Below are 20,437 nucleotides of genomic sequence, written 5' to 3'. Positions count from 1 at the left end.
TCCACCGAATGCCTAAGGTTTCCTGAGGAAGGCTCGTCCGCTCAGGGTTAGTCAGGACCTAAGCCGAGGCCGACAGGCGTAGGCGATGGACAACAGGTTGATATTCCTGTACCACCTCTTTATCGTTTGAGCAATGGAGGGACGCAGAAGGATAGAAGAAGCGTGCGATTGGTTGTGCACGTCCAAGCAGTTAGGCTGATAAGTAGGAAAATCCGCTTATCGTAAAGGCTGAGCTGTGATGGGGAAGCTCCTTATGGAGCGAAGTCTTTGATTCCCCGCTGCCAAGAAAAGCTTCTAGCGAGATAAAAGGTGCCTGTACCGCAAACCGACACAGGTAGGCGAGGAGAGAATCCTAAGGTGTGCGAGAGAACTCTGGTTAAGGAACTCGGCAAAATGACCCCGTAACTTCGGGAGAAGGGGTGCTTTCTTAACGGAAAGCCGCAGTGAATAGGCCCAAGCGACTGTTTAGCAAAAACACAGCTCTCTGCGAAGCCGTAAGGCGAAGTATAGGGGGTGACACCTGCCCGGTGCTGGAAGGTTAAGGAGAGGGGTTAGCGTAAGCGAAGCTCTGAACTGAAGCCCCAGTAAACGGCGGCCGTAACTATAACGGTCCTAAGGTAGCGAAATTCCTTGTCGGGTAAGTTCCGACCCGCACGAAAGGTGTAACGATTTGGGCACTGTCTCAACCAGAGACTCGGTGAAATTATAGTACCTGTGAAGATGCAGGTTACCCGCGACAGGACGGAAAGACCCCGTGGAGCTTTACTGTAGCCTGATATTGAATTTTGGTACAGTTTGTACAGGATAGGCGGGAGCCTTTGAAACCGGAGCGCTAGCTTCGGTGGAGGCGCTGGTGGGATACCGCCCTGACTGTATTGAAATTCTAACCTACGGGTCTTATCGACCCGGGAGACAGTGTCAGGTGGGCAGTTTGACTGGGGCGGTCGCCTCCTAAAGTGTAACGGAGGCGCCCAAAGGTTCCCTCAGAATGGTTGGAAATCATTCGTAGAGTGCAAAGGCATAAGGGAGCTTGACTGCGAGACCTACAAGTCGAGCAGGGACGAAAGTCGGGCTTAGTGATCCGGTGGTTCCGCATGGAAGGGCCATCGCTCAACGGATAAAAGCTACCCCGGGGATAACAGGCTTATCTCCCCCAAGAGTCCACATCGACGGGGAGGTTTGGCACCTCGATGTCGGCTCATCGCATCCTGGGGCTGTAGTCGGTCCCAAGGGTTGGGCTGTTCGCCCATTAAAGCGGTACGCGAGCTGGGTTCAGAACGTCGTGAGACAGTTCGGTCCCTATCCGTCGTGGGCGTAGGAAATTTGAGAGGAGCTGTCCTTAGTACGAGAGGACCGGGATGGACGCACCGCTGGTGTACCAGTTGTTCTGCCAAGGGCATAGCTGGGTAGCTATGTGCGGAAGGGATAAGTGCTGAAAGCATCTAAGCATGAAGCCCCCCTCAAGATGAGATTTCCCATAGCGTAAGCTAGTAAGATCCCTGAAAGATGATCAGGTTGATAGGTTCGAGGTGGAAGCATGGTGACATGTGGAGCTGACGAATACTAATAGATCGAGGACTTAACCATATAATATGTAGCAATGTTATCTAGTTTTGAAGGAATATGCCTTCAATAGTTTGGTGATGATGGCAGAGAGGTCACACCCGTTCCCATACCGAACACGGAAGTTAAGCTCTCTAGCGCCGATGGTAGTTGGGACCTTGTCCCTGTGAGAGTAGGACGTCGCCAAGCAAAAACCTAAGTCGTTTCGACTTAGGTTTTTTTGTGTTTATTTATATATATCAAATGTCATAATCCGTAAATTTAGTAATCTTAATGAGAGAAAAGAATGAAAATGAGGCTATTGAGGGTAACTGTTATTTCTTACTACAAGTATATATTTTACATAATGAGAGTAAGAAAAGCGGGATGATATAAGAATGAAAATAAGTATTCAATCATTACAGTAATGATTGCGATACAAAGGAATAGAAACGATATGCTTTATTCCGCATTAACGGGCAGTAAGACCCCCACCTCAAATTTCAGCGGAAGCAAAGAAGCTAGGTGGGGGATCAACTGCCCGTAAAAGCCCGATTGTTGAAGGTTGATTAAAGTTTCACTTTATATAAAAGCATACGGAATTAATATACAAACCGTTTTGTGTATGGTAGATCTCTAGAAATATATATTCTAATTGCTTATCCTTCTTGCATATAGTTACAATTATTCTTTTGAATATAACTAAAACACGAACGTTATTGATGAGTAACAAAAAAACATTCGATTATTTGTTGACATTGTTTATGAAATATTGTTAATATAGCCATAGAAAGAATAATATATAAGACCTCATATAATCGCGGGGATATGGCCTGCAAGTCTCTACCTAACGACCGTTATTCGTTAGACTATGAGGGAAAGTCACTCGGTATTTTTCTATTCACAAGGGATACGTATGCCTGAGTAGAGCGCTTTCTCTCATAGTAAAAGAGAAAATGTTCTATTTCAGGCTTTTTTTATTTGAATCGGGGGGATTCTAATATGAAATCACTAGTTGGAGTCATAATGGGAAGCACGTCAGACTGGGAAACAATGAAATATGCTTGTGACATTTTAGATGAATTAAATATACCGTATGAGAAAAAAGTTGTATCCGCTCATCGGACTCCGGATTATATGTTTGAATATGCAGAGACGGCTCGTGAACGTGGATTGAAAGTTATTATTGCTGGAGCTGGTGGAGCAGCGCATTTACCAGGAATGGTTGCAGCGAAGACAAATCTTCCTGTAATCGGAGTTCCAGTTCAATCAAAAGCGTTAAACGGCTTAGATTCATTATTATCCATCGTCCAAATGCCAGGAGGGGTTCCAGTTGCAACTGTTGCAATTGGTAAGGCTGGTTCAACAAATGCTGGTTTACTTGCTGCACAAATACTTGGATCATTCCATGATGACATATATGATGCATTAGAATTGAGAAGAGAAGCAATTGAAAAAGATGTGCGCGAAGGTAGTGAGCTAGTATGACGAGAATCATTTTACCTGGAAAAACAATCGGTATTATTGGAGGCGGCCAGCTAGGAAGAATGATGGCATTGGCAGCTAAGGAGATGGGATATAAAATTGCTGTTTTAGATCCTACAAAAAACTCACCATGTGCACAAGTTGCTGATATTGAAATTGTTGCATCATATGACGATTTAAAAGCAATTCAGCATTTAGCGGAGATCAGTGATGTTGTCACATATGAATTTGAGAATATTGATTATAGATGTTTACAATGGCTTGAAAAACATGCTTACTTACCGCAAGGCAGTCAGTTGTTAAGTAAAACACAAAATCGTTTTACAGAAAAGAATGCGATTGAGAAAGCAGGATTACCAGTAGCAACGTATAGATTAGTTCAAAATCAAGATCAGCTTACTGAAGCAATCGCTGAATTATCATATCCTTCCGTCTTAAAAACGACGACAGGCGGATATGATGGGAAAGGGCAAGTTGTTTTAAGATGTGAGGATGACGTTGATACAGCGCGAGAGCTTGCGAATGCAGCAGAGTGTATTTTAGAGAAATGGGTGCCTTTTGAAAAAGAAGTATCAGTTATTGTCATTCGTAGTGTAAGTGGTGAAACGAAAGTATTTCCGGTAGCGGAAAATATTCATGTAAATAACATTTTGCATGAATCCATCGTTCCGGCTCGCATTACAGAAGAACTTTCTCAAAAAGCTATTGCTTATGCAAAAGTGCTTGCGGATGAACTAGAACTTGTGGGAACACTAGCGGTAGAGATGTTTGTTACAGCTGATGGTAAGATTTACATTAATGAATTAGCACCAAGACCTCACAATTCAGGACACTATACACAGGATGCATGTGAAACGAGTCAATTCGGCCAACATATTCGAGCAATCTGTAATTTACCTCTTGGAGAAACAAATTTGTTAAAACCAGTTGTCATGGTAAACATTTTAGGCGAACATATAGAAGGGGTCCTAAGACAAGTGAATAGATTAACCGGGTGCTATTTACACTTGTATGGAAAAGAAGAAGCAAAAGCGCAGCGAAAAATGGGGCATGTTAATATTTTAAATGATAATATTGAAGTCGCTCTAGAAAAAGCGAAGAGTTTGCATATTTGGGACCATCAAGAACAACTGTTGGAGGGAAAAAGATGATTAGTCGTTATACACGCCCAGAAATGGGTGCAATTTGGACGGAAGAGAACAAATTTAAAGCGTGGTTAGAAGTTGAGATTTTAGCTTGTGAAGCATGGGCTGAGCTTGGCGATATTCCGAAAGAAGATGTTAAGAAAATTCGTGAGCATGCATCATTTGATATTGATCGTATTTATGAAATTGAAAAAGAGACACGTCATGACGTAGTTGCATTCACTCGTGCTGTATCAGAAACACCAGCATTAGGAGAGGAACGTAAATGGATTCATTACGGTTTAACATCTACAGACGTAGTAGATACAGCGTTATCTTACATCTTAAAACAAGCGAATGAAATCATATTAAAAGACTTAGAAAACTTCGTAAGTATTTTAGCTAATAAAGCAAAAGAGCATAAATATACGATCATGATGGGAAGAACACACGGTGTTCATGCAGAACCAACAACATTCGGTTTAAAACTTGGTCTTTGGTATGAAGAAATGAAACGTAACGTAGAGCGTTTCAAACAAGCTGCTAATACAGTTCGTGTTGGTAAATTATCTGGTGCGGTTGGTACATATGCAAATATCGATCCATTCGTAGAAAAGTATGTTTGTGAAAACTTAGGATTAGAAGCAGCACCAATTTCAACACAAACATTGCAACGTGATCGCCATGCTCATTACATGTCAACACTTGCATTAATCGCAACGTCTATCGAAAAGATGGCAGTTGAGATTCGTGGTTTACAAAAGAGTGAAACACGTGAAGTTGAAGAAGCTTTCGCAAAAGGTCAAAAAGGTTCTTCTGCAATGCCGCATAAGCGTAATCCAATTGGATCTGAAAATATGACTGGTTTAGCTCGTGTTATCCGCGGTTATATGATGACAGCTTATGAGAATGTTCCATTATGGCATGAGCGTGACATTTCTCACTCTTCAGCAGAACGCGTAATTTTACCAGATGCTACAATCGCGTTAAATTACATGTTAAATCGCTTTGGTAATATCGTTAAGAACTTAACTGTATACCCAGAGAATATGAAACGTAATATGACAAGAACATATGGCTTAATTTATTCTCAGCGTGTAATGCTTACGTTAATTGACAAAGGTATGGTACGTGAAGAAGCTTACGATATCGTACAACCTAAAGCGATGGAAGCTTGGGAAACACAAGTACAATTTAAAGAGCTTGTAGAAGCTGATGAGCGTATTACGAGCAAGTTAACACAAGAAGAAATTAATGAATGCTTCAACTATGAGCATCATATGCAACACGTTGATACAATCTTTGAACGCCTTGGATTAAACGAAGCGTAAAATTTCATATGGCACAGAATAGAGTCATTCTGTGCCATTCTTTATAAAAAAATTATTCACATTTTTCAAACTACAGGGGGCTTGCGAAATGCAAAAGCTAGAATTGCTGTATGAAGGTAAGGCAAAAAGAATTTATCGTACAGAATCAGCAGATATGGTTTGGGTAGAGTACAAAGATAGTGCGACTGCTTTCAATGGGGAGAAAAAAGAGACGATTACAGGAAAAGGTCGTTTGAACAATGAGATTACAACTTTATTGTTCAGAAAGTTACAAGAAGTAGGAATTAAAACACACTTTGTTGAGAAGCTATCTGAAACAGAACAACTTGTTAAAAAAGTGAGTATTATTCCTTTAGAAGTTGTCACAAGAAATGTAATTGCAGGAAGTCTTTCAAAACGATTAGGAATGGAAGAGGGAACTGTACTTGCAGAACCAATCGTAGAATTTTACTTCAAAGATGATGATTTAGGAGATCCGCTTGTAACGGAAGATCATATTCGTGTATTAAACGTTGCATCGCCAGAGCAAGTAAGCGTATTACGAGATATGGCTCTACAAATCAATCAAGTGTTGATTGATCATTTCGCAAGCTGTCGTGTAAGATTAGTAGATTTCAAATTAGAGTTTGGTGTAACGGATGAAGGAGAAATCATTTTAGCAGATGAAATTTCACCAGATACTTGCCGTTTATGGGATGAAACGAGCAATGAGAAGTTTGATAAAGACGTATTCCGTCGTGATCTTGGAAATTTAACAGATGCTTATGAAGAGATTTTAAAACGTTTAGGGGGAATTTCACATGTATAAAGTTAAGGTATATGTAACATTAAGAGAAAGCGTATTAGATCCACAAGGAACAGCAGTAAAAGGAGCACTTCATAGCCTTTCATTCACAGAAGTACAGGATGTTCGAATTGGAAAGTACATGGAACTAACAATTGATAAATCGGTAACTGACTTAGATAGCAAGGTAAAGGAAATGTGTGAAAAACTATTAGCAAACGTTGTAATGGAAGACTTCCGTTATGAAGTTGAGGAGGTTGTCGCACAGTGAAATTTGCCGTAATAGTATTTCCAGGTTCGAACTGTGATGTCGATATGTTCCATGCAATTAAAGATGAGCTTGGCGAAGAAGTAGATTACGTTTGGCACGATACAGAGAATTTAGATGAATATGATGCAATTCTACTACCAGGTGGTTTCTCTTACGGTGACTACTTACGCTGCGGTGCTATTTCTCGCTTTGCAAATGCAATGAAAGCAGTACAAAAAGCTGCTGAGCAAGGAAAGCCAATTTTAGGTGTATGTAATGGATTCCAGATTCTTGTTGAATCAGGATTATTACCAGGAGCATTAATGAGAAATGAAAACTTAAAATTTATGTGTCGAACAGTTCAGTTACGTGTTGAAAATAATGAAACGATGTTTACATCACAATATGAAAAAGATGAAGTAATCAATATTCCAATTGCACATGGTGAGGGGAATTACTATTGTGATGAAGAGACTCTTAAACAATTAGAAGAGAATAATCAAATCGCATTTCGTTACGTAGAAAACCCGAACGGAAGCGTTTCAGATATTGCTGGTATTGTAAACGAAAAAGGAAATGTACTTGGTATGATGCCACACCCAGAGCGTGCTGTAGATGAACTACTTGGCGGTGCTGAAGGGTTAAAAGTCTTTCAATCTATCTTAAAACAGTGGAGGGAAACATATGTCGTTAATGCTTGAACCAAATCCAACACAAATTAAAGAAGAGCGCATATATGCGGAAATGGGGCTAACAGACGAAGAGTTCGCCATGGTTGAAAAGATTTTAGGCCGTCTGCCAAATTATACAGAAACAGGATTATTCTCTGTTATGTGGTCTGAACATTGTAGTTATAAAAATTCAAAACCAGTACTTCGGAAATTCCCAACAACAGGTGAGCGCGTCTTGCAAGGGCCTGGGGAAGGTGCTGGCATTGTAGACATCGGTGATAACCAAGCGGTTGTATTTAAAATGGAAAGTCATAACCACCCTTCTGCTATTGAGCCATATCAAGGAGCAGCAACAGGTGTTGGCGGTATTATTCGTGACGTATTCTCTATGGGAGCACGTCCAGTAGCTCTATTAAACTCACTTCGATTTGGAGAATTACAATCACCACGTGTGAAATACTTATTCGAAGAAGTAGTAGCAGGAATTGCAGGATACGGTAACTGTATCGGTATTCCAACTGTTGGTGGCGAAGTACAGTTTGATCCATGTTATGAAGGAAATCCACTTGTAAATGCAATGTGCGTAGGCTTAATTAACCACGAGGACATTAAAAAAGGGCAAGCGCACGGTGCTGGAAATACAGTAATGTACGTAGGAGCATCAACTGGTCGTGATGGTATCCACGGTGCTACATTCGCATCTGAAGAGTTATCTGAAAGCTCAGAAGCGAAGCGTCCAGCAGTTCAAGTAGGAGATCCATTTATGGAGAAACTTCTTATTGAAGCTTGCTTAGAACTTATTCAATCGGATGCACTTGTTGGAATTCAAGATATGGGTGCAGCTGGTTTAACATCATCTTCTGCAGAAATGGCAAGTAAAGCAGGCATGGGTATTGAAATGTACTTAGATGATGTACCACAGCGTGAAACAGGAATGACACCATATGAAATGATGCTATCTGAATCACAAGAGCGTATGTTAATTGTTGTGAAAAAAGGTAGAGAGCAAGAAATAGTAGATTTATTTGAGAAGTATGGTCTTGCAGCTGTTACGATGGGGAAAGTAACGGAAGACAAAATGCTTCGTTTATTCCATAAAGGTGAAATGGTAGCTGAAGTTCCAGCAGATGCTCTTGCAGAAGAAGCGCCAATTTATCATAAACCATCACAAGAAGCAGCATACTTTGCTGAATTCCAGCAGATGAAAATGGAAACACCAAAAGTAGAAAATTATAAAGAAACGTTATTCGCTCTATTACAACAACCGACGATTGCAAGTAAAGAGTGGGTTTATGATCAATATGATTATCAAGTTCGCACAAGCACAGTTGTTACACCAGGTTCAGATGCAGCAGTTGTACGTGTACGCGGTACAGAAAAAGGATTAGCAATGACGACAGATTGTAACTCTCGCTACATTTATTTAGATCCAGAAGTGGGCGGTAAAATTGCAGTAGCAGAGGCAGCACGTAATATCGTATGTTCTGGCGGGGAGCCACTTGCAATTACAGATTGCTTAAACTTCGGTAACCCAGAAAAACCAGAAATCTTCTGGCAAATTGAGAAATCAGTAGATGGTATGAGTGAAGCTTGTCGCACATTACAAACACCAGTTATTGGCGGAAATGTATCAATGTATAACGAACGTAGTGGTGAAGCGGTATACCCAACACCGACAGTTGGGATGGTTGGACTTGTACACGATTTAAAACATGTAACAACACAAGAGTTTAAGCAAGCTGGCGATTTAGTTTATGTTATCGGAGAGACGAAAGCTGAGTTTGGTGGAAGTGAATTACAGAAAATGCTTCACGGCAAAATTTTCGGCCAATCACCAAGTATCGATCTAGACGTAGAATTAAAACGTCAAAAACAAGTATTAGCAGCAATTCAAGCTGGCCTTGTTCAATCTGCACATGACGTTGCTGAAGGTGGTTTAGCAGTTGCGATTTCAGAAAGTGCAATTGGTGCTAACGGCTTAGGTGCTACTGTGAAATTAGACGGGGAAGCAACAGCGGCATTATTTGCGGAATCACAATCTCGCTTCGTGATAACTGTAAAACGTGAAAATAAAGAAGCGTTCGAGAAAGCGGTAGAAGCAATTCAAGTTGGAGAAGTAACAAATACAAATGAGGTGACAATTCATAATGAAGAAAATGAAGTGTTACTTACAGCAAATGTAGATGAAATGAGAACGGCTTGGAAAGGGGCAATCCCATGCTTGCTGAAATAAAGGGGTTAAACGAAGAATGTGGCGTTTTCGGAATTTGGGGGCATGAAAATGCGGCACAAGTTTCATACTACGGATTGCACAGTTTACAGCACCGTGGACAAGAAGGCGCAGGCATTGTCGTAAATAATGGAGAAAAAATCGTCGGTCACAAGGGATTAGGCTTAATATCAGAAGTGTTTTCAAGAGGAGAGCTAGAAGGATTGAACGGAAAATCAGCAATCGGACACGTACGATACGCGACGGCTGGTGGAAGTGAAGTGGCTAACGTTCAACCATTACTATTCCGTTTTTCTGATCATAGTATGGCATTAGCTCATAACGGGAATTTAATTAATGCAAAAATGCTTCGTCGTGAATTAGAGGCAGAGGGAAGTATTTTTCAAACAAGTTCAGATACAGAAGTACTTTTACATCTTATTAAACGTAGTACGAAAGATTCGTTAATTGAAAGTGTAAAAGAAGCTCTAAATAAAGTGAAAGGTGCGTTTGCATATCTTTTACTAACTGGAAATGAAATGATTGTTGCGCTAGATCCAAATGGATTCCGTCCCCTTTCAATTGGAAAGATGGGAGATGCTTACGTTGTAGCATCAGAAACATGTGCTTTTGATGTAGTAGGTGCAACATACATTCGTGATGTAGAACCGGGTGAATTACTTATCATTAATGATGATGGAATTCACGTAGATCGTTTTACAAATGATGTAGAACATGCAATTTGCAGTATGGAATACATTTACTTCGCACGCCCAGATTCGAATATCGCTGGTGTTAATGTCCATGCAGCACGTAAAAACATGGGGAAACGTTTGGCGGCAGAAGCTCCTATTGAAGCTGATGTTGTTACTGGTGTACCAGACTCTAGCATTTCAGCAGCAATTGGTTATGCGGAGGCGACAGGCATTCCATATGAGTTAGGATTAATTAAAAATCGTTACGTTGGACGTACGTTCATTCAACCTTCTCAGGAACTGCGAGAGCAAGGGGTTAAGATGAAGCTTTCAGCAGTAAGAGGTGTAGTTGAAGGGAAACGAGTTGTTATGATTGATGATTCTATCGTACGAGGAACAACGAGTAAACGAATTGTTCGTATGCTTCGCGAGGCTGGAGCGACAGAAGTTCACGTAAGAATAGCTTCACCACCTTTGAAATATCCATGTTTCTATGGCATTGATATTCAAACGAGAAAAGAATTAATTGCAGCAAATCATACGTTAGAAGAAATTCGTGAAATGATCGGTGCAGACTCATTAACATTTTTAAGTGAAGATGGATTAGTAGATGCAATTGGACGTCCATATGAAGGGAAATACGGTGGCCTATGTATGGCGTACTTCAATGGAGATTATCCAACAGCTCTTTATGATTATGAGCAAGAGCTTTTAGAAAGTATGAAATAAGAAGAAAGAAGCTTCTACTTCTTTTTGATGTAGAAGCTAGCTTCTTTCTTAAAACGGCCCGCACAGGATAGGGAGAAATTAAAAGACGAGGTGTAGATAACGATGGCGAATGCATATAAGCAAGCAGGAGTAGATATTGAAGCTGGATATGAAGCGGTATCTCGCATGAAAAAACACGTACAAACAACAATGAGAAAAGAAGTACTAGGCGGTTTAGGCGGTTTTGGAGGTATGTTTGACCTATCAAAATTTGCATTAGAAGAACCTGTATTAGTATCTGGAACAGATGGCGTGGGAACGAAATTGATGCTCGCTTTTATGGCAGATAAACATGACACAATTGGTATTGATGCGGTAGCAATGTGTGTAAATGATATTGTTGTCCAAGGAGCAGAGCCGCTTTTCTTCCTTGATTATATTGCTTGTGGTAAAGCTGAACCTAGTAAAATTGAAAACATCGTCAAAGGTATATCGGAGGGCTGTCGCCAAGCAGGTTGTGCTTTAATTGGTGGAGAAACAGCTGAAATGCCAGGAATGTATTCTACAGAAGAATACGATTTAGCTGGTTTTACAGTTGGGATCGTTGATAAAAAGAAAATTGTAACAGGTGAAAAAATTGAAGCTGGTCACGTATTAATTGGTTTAGCATCTAGCGGTATTCATAGTAACGGTTATTCTTTAGTACGAAAAGTATTACTAGAAGATGGAGAACTATCTTTAGATCGCATTTACGGACGCTTAGAGCTACCTCTTGGTGAAGAATTATTAAAACCAACGAAAATTTATGTCAAACCTATTTTAGAACTATTGAAGAAATATGAAGTATACGGTATGGCACATATTACAGGTGGCGGATTCATTGAAAATATTCCACGTATGTTACCAGAAGAAATCGGTGCAGAAATTGAATTAGGATCTTGGGAAATTCAGCCGATCTTTAGTTTACTTCAAGAAGTTGGCAAGCTGGAAGAGAAAGAAATGTTCAATATTTTTAACATGGGTATTGGTATGGTAGTAGCGGTGAAGGAAGAAGATGCAAAAGATGTTGTTCGTCTCCTTGAAGAGCAAGGAGAAACTGCTCGTATTATTGGACGCACTGTACAAGGAGCTGGCGTTACTTTTAATGGAGGCACAGCGCTATGAGTAGATTAGCAGTTTTTGCTTCTGGAAGCGGATCTAACTTTCAATCTCTCGTTAATGCAGTAGAAGAAAAAAGATTGGATGCGGAAATTAGTTTATTAGTATGTGATAAACCAGAAGCACGCGCTGTTGGGCGAGCACATTATCATCATATCCCGTGTTTCGCTTTTTCAGCGAAAGCATATGAGTCAAAAGAAGCGTTTGAAAAAGAGATATTAAAGAAGCTAGAAGAGTATGAAATTGATTATGTTATTTTAGCTGGATATATGCGTTTAATTGGACCAACTTTACTAGAAGCTTACGGCGGAAGGATTATTAATATTCATCCATCACTATTACCGAGTTTTCCAGGGAAAGATGCTGTTGGTCAAGCGTTAGAAGCAGGTGTGAAAGTAACTGGAGTAACGATTCATTATGTAGACGCAGGTATGGATACAGGGCCAATTATTGCACAAGAAGCAGTAGTTGTTTCTGAAGGGGATACGAGAGAAAGCTTACAAAAGAAAATTCAACAAGTTGAACATAAATTATACGTAAATACAGTGAATCAAATTGTTCAATCTACGAAAGAACCAACTGTTAACTAACATACAACCAGGGGTGAAGGGTAAATGAAAAAGCGTGCATTAGTAAGTGTTTCAGATAAAACAGGAGTAGTAGAATTTGTTAAAGGTTTACTAGAACAAGGGATCGAAGTTATATCAACAGGCGGTACAAAAAAATTACTAGAAGAAAATGGCTTACAAGTAATCGGTATTTCTGAAGTAACTGGTTTCCCAGAAATCATGGATGGTCGTGTGAAAACATTACATCCAAATATTCATGGTGGTCTATTAGCAGTTCGCGATAATGAAACGCATGTAGCACAAATGAACGAGTTAGGTATAGAGCCAATTGATTTTGTTATCGTTAACTTATACCCATTCAAAGAAACAATCGCTAAGCCTGATGTAACATTTGCTGATGCAATTGAAAATATTGATATTGGTGGCCCAACAATGATTCGCTCTGCTGCGAAAAATCACAAATTTGTATCGGTAATTGTAGATCCAGTAGATTACGATGTTGTATTAGCAGAACTGAAAGAGAACGGTGAAGTAAAAGAAGAAACGAAACGTAAATTAGCAGCGAAAGTATTCCGCCATACAGCAGCATATGATGCGTTAATCTCTAACTACTTAACAGAGCAAATGGGTGAAGAAAGTCCTGAAACATTAACTGTGACATTTGAGAAAAAGCAAGATTTACGTTATGGCGAGAACCCACATCAAAAAGCAACTTTCTATAAAGCGCCATTCGCAGCAACTTCTTCTGTTGCATACGCAGAACAATTACATGGCAAAGAATTATCGTATAACAATATTAACGATGCAGATGCAGCGCTTAGTATCGTGAAAGAATTTACAGAACCAGCAGTAGTAGCAGTAAAACATATGAATCCATGTGGTGTTGGAGTAGGTACGGATATTCATGAAGCATACACACGTGCTTATGAAGCGGATCCAGTATCCATTTTTGGAGGCATTATTGCAGCGAATCGTGAAATTGATAAAGCTACAGCTGAAAAGTTACACGAAATTTTCTTAGAGATTATTATCGCACCTTCTTTCTCGAAAGAAGCTTTAGAAGTGTTACAAAGTAAGAAAAACTTACGTTTATTAACTGTAAATATTGAAAAGGCGACAAGCGCAAGCAAAAAATTAACTTCTGTACAAGGTGGTCTTCTCGTTCAAGAGGAAGATACGTTATCATTAGATGAAAGTACAATTTCAATTCCAACGAAACGTGAACCTTCAGAGCAAGAATGGAAAGATTTAAAATTAGCTTGGAAAGTTGTAAAGCATGTGAAATCAAATGCAATTGTTTTAGCAAAAGATGATATGACAATTGGTGTCGGTGCTGGACAGATGAACCGTGTAGGTTCTGCAAAAATCGCAATTACACAAGCTGGTGAAAAAGCACAAGGTAGCGCACTTGCATCTGATGCTTTCTTCCCAATGCCAGATACAGTGGAAGAAGCAGCAAAAGCAGGGATTACAGCAATCATTCAACCAGGCGGATCAATCCGTGACGAAGATTCTATTAAAGTGGCGGATACGTATGGGATTGCTATGGTGTTCACTGGCGTACGTCATTTCAAACACTAATAGAGGAAGTTTAAAAAGTCCGGTTAAGATAACCTTCCTTTTTAAACTTTGATTGATATGAAAAAACAAACTAGGAGCATAGCTTCTAGTTTGTACTTATTTAAATATTGGGGGATGAAATATGAATGTTTTAGTAATTGGACGCGGTGGGCGTGAGCATGCTTTAGCTTGGAAGTTTGCACAATCTGAAAAAGTAGAAAAGGTATATGTAGCACCAGGTAATGAAGGTATGCGTGATGTTGCAACACCAATTGATATTGATGAAAATGATTTTGATGCATTAGTTTTATTTGCGAAAGAGAATCATGTTGAGTTAACTTTCGTTGGACCAGAAATTCCACTTATGAATGGAATTGTTGATCGTTTTAAAGAAGAGGGACTTCGCGTATTTGGTCCGAATCAAGCGGCTGCTGTTATTGAAGGTAGTAAAGCTTTTACAAAAGAGCTTATGAAAAAATATAATATTCCAACTGCAGCGTACGAAACTTTTACAGACTATGAAGAAGCAGTAAAGTATATTGAAAAGGTTGGTGCACCAATTGTTATTAAGGCAGACGGTTTAGCGGCTGGTAAAGGTGTAACGGTAGCAATGACACTTGAAGAGGCATTACAAGCTGTGAAAGAAATGCTGCAAGATGTAAAGTTCGGGGAAGCGAGTAAGAAAGTTGTTATTGAAGAGTTTTTAGATGGACAAGAATTTTCATTAATGGCATTTGTGAATGGAACAACTGTACATCCGATGGTAATTGCACAAGATCATAAACGAGCTTTTGATGGTGATAAAGGTCCAAATACTGGCGGAATGGGTGCATATTCTCCAGTACCACAAATTTCGGAGTCAGCAGTTCAAGAGGCGATTGAAACGGTGTTACATCCAACTGCTAAAGCGATGATCCAAGAAAATCGATCGTTTACAGGAATTTTATATGCGGGACTTATTTTAACAAATGATGGTCCAAAGGTAATTGAATTTAATGCACGTTTTGGCGATCCTGAAACTGAAGTTGTATTACCCCGTTTAGAAAATGATTTAGTGGATGTATGTAACGCTGTATTAGATGAAAGTGAGTTAACGTTACAATGGTCAGAGGAATCGGTAATTGGTGTTGTGCTTGCTTCGAAAGGATACCCGGAAGCATATAAAAAAGGTGAAATTATTAAAGGGCTAGATGCATTGCAAGATGTAATTGTTTTCCATGCGGGTACAGCAATGAAACATGGTGACTTTGTGACAAACGGTGGCCGTGTACTATTTGTTGCTTGTAAGGCGAATAGTTTACAAGAAGCAAAAGATAAAGTATATAAAGAAATCGGTAAAATTGAGAGTGATGGTCTATTTTACCGAAGTGATATAGGATATCGTGCAATTGGGCATGAGATGACGAGAAATTAATATGTGAAAAATCCCGCTGATTCCTCAGCGGGATTTTTTATGCATCTTTATTCTTTTTTAATTTCCCTTTTTGCTTTGCCATTTCTCGAAGTAAATATTCGATGTGTGCATTGACGCTACGAAACTCATCATTCGCCCATTTTTCGATGACTGCGTGTAATTCAGGATCAATACGTAATGGAAAGCTTTTCTTTTTAGCCATAAGGATTTACAACCTTTTAGTATAGGCTTCCTGTATTAATAACTGGTTGCGCACCTTTGTCTGAAACGATGGCAACTAATAAGTTGTTCACCATATTTGCTTTACGCTCGTCATCGAGTTCTAGTACGCCTTCTTCATCTAACATATGGATTGAATCTTTGGCCATCTTCACAGCACCTTCAACAATCTCTTTTCTAGCAGCTAATACTGCTTTTGCTTGTTGACGTTGTAGCATTGCATGGGCAATTTCTGTTGCGTAAGCTAAATGTGTTAAACGAGTTTCTAATACTTCTACGCCAGCAATTTCAAGGCGTGCTTCTAACTCACGTTTTAATTCTTCAGAGATTTCTTCAGTGTTTCCACGTAACGTAATGCAAGTTTCATCTTGAAAATTGTCATAAGGATATTTCGTTGCAACGTGGCGGATTGCCGTTTCGCTTTGAATTTCTACAAATCGATCATAATGTTCAACGCCGAACATTGCTTTTGCAGAATCAACAACTTTATATACGATAACAGCTGCAATTTCAATTGGGTTGCCGTCGACATCATTTACTTTTAATTTTTTACTATTAAAGTTTTCAACACGTAACGATACAGTTTGACGGAACGCGAACGGAATCGTTAAAAATAAACCGTTTTGACGAATTGTTCCTAAATAATTACCGAAAAACGTAATGACTTTTGCTTGATTTGGCTGAACAATCCCGATACCTGTAGCAAGAACTGCAGCTAAAATAATAGTTAATGCTGCTCCTATGAAAATTTCTTGTACAAGGAAAAATACACCGATAGCGGCTAAAATTAAAATTCCAATAATCCCAAGAAAACCATTAACGTAAAATACTTGTTTTTCTTTCATATGATCGCCTCCTGATATAAAAATGATATCACTTTTATATCATTTTAAGCAAGGGTTTTACACCTAATTTTCTGAATTTTATTGATTATGTATATTTAAATACTTAAAATGAGAATGTATGTTCTGTTTCGTGGTAAAATAAAGAAGACTTAACCGCCCACTGCAGCAGCTAAGTCCCTTTGAGAGCATCTTGCATCGTGACAAATGATTCAAAGCGGTTTTGCCAGGATTATATCTTCAATCGCTGACTCAATCTCTTTGTCAGAAGCGTCATAACTTCCATTTGACTGTGGTTTGTCGTGATTGGAAGTTTGATTCGCTTCTTTTTTAGTATGTCCCTTTTTAGCAAAATCCATGCTAGGCATTTTAAATGCCCCCATGTTCATGTATTTTCCGAATTTCCACATTTCAACAATAGGGCAGAAACGAACAATTCCCTCTGCAACTTTCATTGCACCAATCCATAGCAAAATGTTAGACCAAGTGCACCAAGGTTTGCGCACGAGTTTCGTTGCACTACAACCGAAGAGGACAAGTCCGAGTGTAATTCGAATTAGGGCATTTATTGTACCGATATTTTGCTTCATTAGAAAAACACTCCTTTTATGAAAGTTGAAATAGATAATACTATTTCTTTTATTAGTATCCCTTTTGATTTTTCGGATATGTAATCCAACATTTGACGTGGAAAAAGATGTTGGATTGTGCGTGTGTGTAAGTAGCTTTTTTTGTTATAATGAAAGAATGCATAAAAGGAAGTTCAAAATTAAATCCTCTCGTTTAAAAAATGTGGAAGAGGGGATTTCAAACTTAATTCTCCGCTTTAAACAAATATTTAAGGTGAACTAAAAAAATCCTAATGAAAATAAACTGTTATTTTAAACAGAAATATATACAACTTGAGAAAAGAAAGGGTGTTTTCATGTACGATATTTCCGGATGGAAACATGTATTTAAGCTTGATCCGAATAAGGAATTAAGTGACGAACATTTAGAAATGATTTGTGAGTCTGGAACAGATGCTGTTATTGTAGGCGGAAGTGATGGGGTGACAATTGATAATGTACTACACATGCTAGTTAGCATTCGTAGATATGCAGTTCCTTGTGTGTTAGAGGTTTCTGATGTGGAAGCAATTACACCAGGATTCGATTTTTATTATATCCCAAGCGTTTTAAATAGCCGAAAGGTGGAATGGGTAACAGGCGTTCATCATGAGGCTTTGAAAGAATTTGGGGATATTATGGATTGGGACGAAATTTTTATGGAAGGATATTGTGTTTTAAATCCTGAAGCGAAAGTAGCCCAGCTTACAGATGCAAAGTGTGATGTAACAGAAGATGATGTAATTGCATACGCGCGTTTAGCAGACAAGCTATTACGTTTACCGATATTTTATTTAGAATATAGCGGTACGTATGGAGATGTTGAACTTGTTAAAAATGTGAAAGCAGAATTGAAACAAGCTAAGTTATATTATGGCGGTGGTATTTCTAATGCTGAACAAGCGAAGGAAATGGCGCAGTATGCTGATACAGTAGTTGTTGGAAATATTATTTATGATGATATAAAAGCAGCGTTAAAAACGGTTAAAGCAGTAAAAGGAGAGTAGGTGCAGGCATATATGAGTATGACAGATAGATTATTAAATGGTTTAAATCCGCAGCAACAAAAAGCAGTACAAACAACGAACGGACCACTTCTATTAATGGCAGGCGCAGGCAGTGGTAAAACACGTGTGTTAACACATCGTATTGCGTATTTACTTGGTGAAAAAGGAGTAGCACCATGGAATGTACTAGCTATTACCTTTACAAATAAAGCGGCTCGTGAAATGCGCGAGCGTATTGATACACTTGTCGGACCAGAAGCAGAAGATATTTGGATTTCTACGTTCCACTCTATGTGTGTACGTATTTTACGACGTGATATCGATCGCATTGGTATTAATCGTAACTTTACAATTTTAGATTCAGGTGATCAGTTAACTGTAGTCAAAAAAATTATGAAAGAGCGCAATATTGATCCGAAGAAATTTGAACCACGCTCTATTTTAGCTGGTATTAGTAATGCGAAAAATGAATTGTTATCTGCGGATAAATATGCAAAGAAAATTACAATTGCTGATCCATATGAAAAATTAACGAGCGATGTATATACAGAATATCAAAAACGTCTTTTGAAAAATAACTCATTAGACTTTGATGATTTAATTATGACGACGATTCAACTATTTGAACGTGTTCCAGAAGTACTAGAGTTTTATCAGCGTAAATTCCAGTATATTCACGTGGATGAGTATCAAGATACGAACCAAGCGCAGTACCTTCTTGTTAAACATTTGGCAGCACGTTTTAAAAATTTATGTGTTGTAGGTGACTCAGATCAGTCAATTTATCGCTGGCGTGGTGCGGACATTTCTAACATTTTGTCATTTGAAAAAGATTATGAGAATGCGCAAGTTATTCTGTTAGAACAAAATTATCGTTCGTCACAAAATATTTTAAATGCAGCGAATGCTGTCATTGAAAGAAATACGAATCGTAAACCGAAGAAATTATGGACAGATAATGAAGTTGGAAGCAAAATCTCTTACTATCGTGCTGCAACGGAAAAGGACGAAGCATACTTTGTTGCGAAAAAAATTCGCGACGATATTCAAATGGGAAAACGAAAATATACTGATTTTGCGGTGTTATATCGTACAAATGCGCAGTCTCGTATGGTCGAGGAGATTTTCCTGAAATCTAATATTCCTTACAAAATTGTCGGCGGTACGAAGTTCTACGACCGTAAAGAGATTAAAGACATTTTGGCGTATTTACGCTTAATTGGGAATCCAGATGATGAGATTAGTTTCGCACGTATTATTAACGTGCCAAAGCGTGGAATTGGTGCGACTTCTATCGACAAAATTATTAATTACGGTGTACAAAATGGAATTTCATTAACAGCTGTATTCGATGAGATTGAGCATGTTGGAGTAAGTGCAAAGGTTACAAAGGCAGTAAAGGAATTCGCAGGTTTATTACACAACTGGGTAAATATGCAAGAGTATTTATCTGTTACAGAATTGGTAGAAGAAGTTATTGAGAAAACAGGCTATCGCGACATGTTGAAAAACGAGCGTACGTTAGAAGCGGAAGGTCGTCTAGAGAACTTAGATGAGTTTTTATCTGTTACGCAAACATTTGAATCTCAAAGCGAAGATAAGAGCCTTGTTGCATTCTTAACAGACTTAGCACTTGTTGCAGATATTGATCGTGTAGATGAAGACCCAACTGCTGGTGAGGAAGTTATTTTAATGACGATGCACTCAGCGAAAGGATTAGAATTCCCAGTTGTCTTTATTGTTGGTTTAGAGGAAGGAATATTCCCGCATACTCGTTCTCTAATGGAAGAAGATGAAATGCAAGAAGAGCGTCGTCTTGCTTATGTAGGTATTACTCGTGCAGAAGAAGAGTTGTATTTATCAAATGCACAAATGCGTACTTTATTTGGTAGAACAAGTATGAATGCCGCATCCCGATTCATTACAGAAATCCCGACAGAACTAGTAGAATCATTAAATGAAACAGCGCCGAAGCGTGAAACTTCGTTTGGTGCAAAAGGAAGAACGGCAAGTAGCAGTAAAACGACAACTACAACACGTTCTCGCTCAGCTTTCGCGCGTCCTGCAGCTAAGACGACAGGCGGCGAACAAATCGGCTGGGCAGTAGGCGATAAAGCTTCCCACCAAAAATGGGGAATCGGTACAGTTGTAAGTGTAAAAGGTGAAGGTGATGCAAAAGAATTAGATATTGCGTTCCCAAGCCCAATTGGTGTTAAACGTTTGTTAGCAAAATTTGCACCTGTGACGAAACAATAGGAAAG

Annotated in this window: 17 protein-coding genes, 2 rRNA genes and 1 riboswitch (1 of these 20 cut by a window edge); of the genes, 16 read left to right on the top strand and 3 right to left on the bottom strand. The window is 39.1% G+C overall.

Going from position 1 to position 20,437, the window contains the following annotated elements; genetic code table 11:
* From QCI73_RS25910 to purD, 14 genes are all read left to right on the top strand, one after another.
* Window positions 1–1,587: ribosomal RNA gene (locus tag QCI73_RS25910) — 23S ribosomal RNA — on the top strand (it extends 1,336 nt beyond the left edge of the window).
* A 49-nt stretch (window positions 1,588–1,636) separates the two neighbouring features.
* Window positions 1,637–1,752 (top strand): 5S ribosomal RNA (gene rrf / locus QCI73_RS25905).
* A gap of 580 nt (window positions 1,753–2,332) precedes the next feature.
* Window positions 2,333–2,434, top strand: a riboswitch (purine riboswitch).
* Between the two features lie 110 nt (window positions 2,435–2,544).
* Window positions 2,545–3,030 (top strand): 5-(carboxyamino)imidazole ribonucleotide mutase, encoded by a 486-nt coding sequence (gene purE / locus QCI73_RS25900; RefSeq protein ID WP_000839371.1) that lies wholly within the window; start codon window positions 2,545–2,547, stop codon window positions 3,028–3,030.
* Window positions 3,027–4,178 (top strand): 5-(carboxyamino)imidazole ribonucleotide synthase, encoded by a 1,152-nt coding sequence (purK, locus tag QCI73_RS25895; protein WP_353824014.1) that lies wholly within the window; start codon window positions 3,027–3,029, stop codon window positions 4,176–4,178. The genes purE and purK overlap by 4 nt, the downstream gene beginning before the upstream one ends.
* On the top strand, window positions 4,175–5,482 hold the full coding sequence (purB, locus tag QCI73_RS25890) for an adenylosuccinate lyase (RefSeq protein ID WP_000625677.1): 1,308 nt from the start codon (window positions 4,175–4,177) through the stop codon (window positions 5,480–5,482). Before purK ends, purB begins: the two co-directional genes overlap by 4 nt.
* An 88-nt stretch (window positions 5,483–5,570) precedes the next feature.
* The gene (purC, locus tag QCI73_RS25885) at window positions 5,571–6,290 is read left to right on the top strand and encodes a phosphoribosylaminoimidazolesuccinocarboxamide synthase (protein WP_001170542.1); all 720 of its coding nucleotides are present in this window, start codon (window positions 5,571–5,573) and stop codon (window positions 6,288–6,290) included.
* Window positions 6,283–6,537 (top strand): phosphoribosylformylglycinamidine synthase subunit PurS, encoded by a 255-nt coding sequence (purS, locus tag QCI73_RS25880; RefSeq protein ID WP_000278826.1) that lies wholly within the window; start codon window positions 6,283–6,285, stop codon window positions 6,535–6,537. The genes purC and purS overlap by 8 nt, the downstream gene beginning before the upstream one ends.
* On the top strand, window positions 6,534–7,217 hold the full coding sequence (gene purQ, locus QCI73_RS25875; protein WP_000666779.1) for a phosphoribosylformylglycinamidine synthase subunit PurQ: 684 nt from the start codon (window positions 6,534–6,536) through the stop codon (window positions 7,215–7,217). Before purS ends, purQ begins: the two co-directional genes overlap by 4 nt.
* Window positions 7,201–9,420, top strand: coding sequence for a phosphoribosylformylglycinamidine synthase II (purL, locus tag QCI73_RS25870; protein WP_327924437.1), 2,220 nt, complete (start codon window positions 7,201–7,203; stop codon window positions 9,418–9,420). The genes purQ and purL overlap by 17 nt, the downstream gene beginning before the upstream one ends.
* Window positions 9,405–10,820 (top strand): amidophosphoribosyltransferase, encoded by a 1,416-nt coding sequence (purF, locus tag QCI73_RS25865; protein ID WP_353824013.1) that lies wholly within the window; start codon window positions 9,405–9,407, stop codon window positions 10,818–10,820. The genes purL and purF overlap by 16 nt, the downstream gene beginning before the upstream one ends.
* A gap of 102 nt (window positions 10,821–10,922) precedes the next feature.
* Window positions 10,923–11,963, top strand: coding sequence for a phosphoribosylformylglycinamidine cyclo-ligase (gene purM / locus QCI73_RS25860; RefSeq protein ID WP_001262431.1), 1,041 nt, complete (start codon window positions 10,923–10,925; stop codon window positions 11,961–11,963).
* Window positions 11,960–12,547 (top strand): phosphoribosylglycinamide formyltransferase, encoded by a 588-nt coding sequence (purN, locus tag QCI73_RS25855; RefSeq protein WP_000088580.1) that lies wholly within the window; start codon window positions 11,960–11,962, stop codon window positions 12,545–12,547. Before purM ends, purN begins: the two co-directional genes overlap by 4 nt.
* Window positions 12,548–12,571: 24 nt before the next feature.
* Window positions 12,572–14,107 (top strand): bifunctional phosphoribosylaminoimidazolecarboxamide formyltransferase/IMP cyclohydrolase, encoded by a 1,536-nt coding sequence (purH, locus tag QCI73_RS25850; protein WP_353824012.1) that lies wholly within the window; start codon window positions 12,572–12,574, stop codon window positions 14,105–14,107.
* 121 nt (window positions 14,108–14,228) lie between these two features.
* Window positions 14,229–15,500 carry a phosphoribosylamine--glycine ligase gene (gene purD / locus QCI73_RS25845; protein ID WP_001101951.1) on the top strand — a complete coding sequence of 424 codons (1,272 nt, stop codon included), beginning with the start codon at window positions 14,229–14,231 and terminating at the stop codon, window positions 15,498–15,500.
* Window positions 15,501–15,537: 37 nt separating this feature from the next.
* On the opposite strand, the gene QCI73_RS25840 is transcribed toward purD, so the two are convergent.
* The 3 genes from QCI73_RS25840 to QCI73_RS25830 all read right to left on the bottom strand — a co-directional run bounded on the left by QCI73_RS25840 (window position 15,538) and on the right by QCI73_RS25830 (window position 17,151).
* Window positions 15,538–15,702 carry a type II toxin-antitoxin system antitoxin gene (locus tag QCI73_RS25840; protein ID WP_002063556.1) on the bottom strand — a complete coding sequence of 55 codons (165 nt, stop codon included), beginning with the start codon at window positions 15,700–15,702 and terminating at the stop codon, window positions 15,538–15,540.
* A gap of 16 nt (window positions 15,703–15,718) precedes the next feature.
* Entirely contained in the window at window positions 15,719–16,564 is an 846-nt protein-coding gene (locus tag QCI73_RS25835; RefSeq protein ID WP_000660683.1) for an SPFH domain-containing protein, read from the bottom strand.
* 209 nt (window positions 16,565–16,773) lie between these two features.
* The gene (locus QCI73_RS25830; RefSeq protein WP_353824011.1) at window positions 16,774–17,151 is read right to left on the bottom strand and encodes a YgaP family membrane protein; all 378 of its coding nucleotides are present in this window, start codon (window positions 17,149–17,151) and stop codon (window positions 16,774–16,776) included.
* A 335-nt stretch (window positions 17,152–17,486) separates the two neighbouring features.
* Here QCI73_RS25830 and pcrB point away from each other — a divergent pair, with 335 nt between their 5' ends.
* Together pcrB and pcrA are read left to right on the top strand one after the other, a co-directional pair.
* Window positions 17,487–18,176, top strand: a complete 690-nt coding sequence (pcrB, locus tag QCI73_RS25825) for a heptaprenylglyceryl phosphate synthase (RefSeq protein ID WP_000272090.1) — start codon at window positions 17,487–17,489, stop codon at window positions 18,174–18,176.
* A 12-nt stretch (window positions 18,177–18,188) separates the two neighbouring features.
* A complete protein-coding gene (gene pcrA / locus QCI73_RS25820; protein WP_353824010.1) occupies window positions 18,189–20,432 on the top strand; it encodes a DNA helicase PcrA in 2,244 nt (747 codons plus the stop codon).
* Window positions 20,433–20,437: the final 5 nt, after the last annotated feature.

It is taken from the genome of Bacillus cereus group sp. MG16 (genome assembly GCF_040459875.1).
GTDB lineage: Bacteria > Bacillota > Bacilli > Bacillales > Bacillaceae_G > Bacillus_A > Bacillus_A paranthracis.
The sequence above is the reverse complement of the archived record's forward strand: the minus strand, read 5'-3'. Positions and strand labels throughout refer to the sequence as shown.

Excerpts from the sequence above, each read along its gene's own strand:
- purE (WP_000839371.1), top strand. The coding sequence starts at position 2,545 with ATGAAATCACTAGTTGGAGTCATAATGGGAAGCACGTCAGACTGGGAA.
- pcrB (WP_000272090.1), top strand. The coding sequence starts at position 17,487 with ATGTACGATATTTCCGGATGGAAACATGTATTTAAGCTTGATCCGAAT.
- QCI73_RS25835 (WP_000660683.1), bottom strand. The coding sequence starts at position 16,564 with ATGAAAGAAAAACAAGTATTTTACGTTAATGGTTTTCTTGGGATTATT.
- purD (WP_001101951.1), top strand. The coding sequence starts at position 14,229 with ATGAATGTTTTAGTAATTGGACGCGGTGGGCGTGAGCATGCTTTAGCT.
- purH (WP_353824012.1), top strand. The coding sequence starts at position 12,572 with ATGAAAAAGCGTGCATTAGTAAGTGTTTCAGATAAAACAGGAGTAGTA.
- pcrA (WP_353824010.1), top strand. The coding sequence starts at position 18,189 with ATGAGTATGACAGATAGATTATTAAATGGTTTAAATCCGCAGCAACAA.
- QCI73_RS25830 (WP_353824011.1), bottom strand. The coding sequence starts at position 17,151 with ATGAAGCAAAATATCGGTACAATAAATGCCCTAATTCGAATTACACTC.
- purB (WP_000625677.1), top strand. The coding sequence starts at position 4,175 with ATGATTAGTCGTTATACACGCCCAGAAATGGGTGCAATTTGGACGGAA.
- purF (WP_353824013.1), top strand. The coding sequence starts at position 9,405 with ATGCTTGCTGAAATAAAGGGGTTAAACGAAGAATGTGGCGTTTTCGGA.
- purK (WP_353824014.1), top strand. The coding sequence starts at position 3,027 with ATGACGAGAATCATTTTACCTGGAAAAACAATCGGTATTATTGGAGGC.
- purS (WP_000278826.1), top strand. The coding sequence starts at position 6,283 with ATGTATAAAGTTAAGGTATATGTAACATTAAGAGAAAGCGTATTAGAT.
- purL (WP_327924437.1), top strand. The coding sequence starts at position 7,201 with ATGTCGTTAATGCTTGAACCAAATCCAACACAAATTAAAGAAGAGCGC.
- purM (WP_001262431.1), top strand. The coding sequence starts at position 10,923 with ATGGCGAATGCATATAAGCAAGCAGGAGTAGATATTGAAGCTGGATAT.
- purC (WP_001170542.1), top strand. The coding sequence starts at position 5,571 with ATGCAAAAGCTAGAATTGCTGTATGAAGGTAAGGCAAAAAGAATTTAT.
- QCI73_RS25840 (WP_002063556.1), bottom strand. The coding sequence starts at position 15,702 with ATGGCTAAAAAGAAAAGCTTTCCATTACGTATTGATCCTGAATTACAC.
- purN (WP_000088580.1), top strand. The coding sequence starts at position 11,960 with ATGAGTAGATTAGCAGTTTTTGCTTCTGGAAGCGGATCTAACTTTCAA.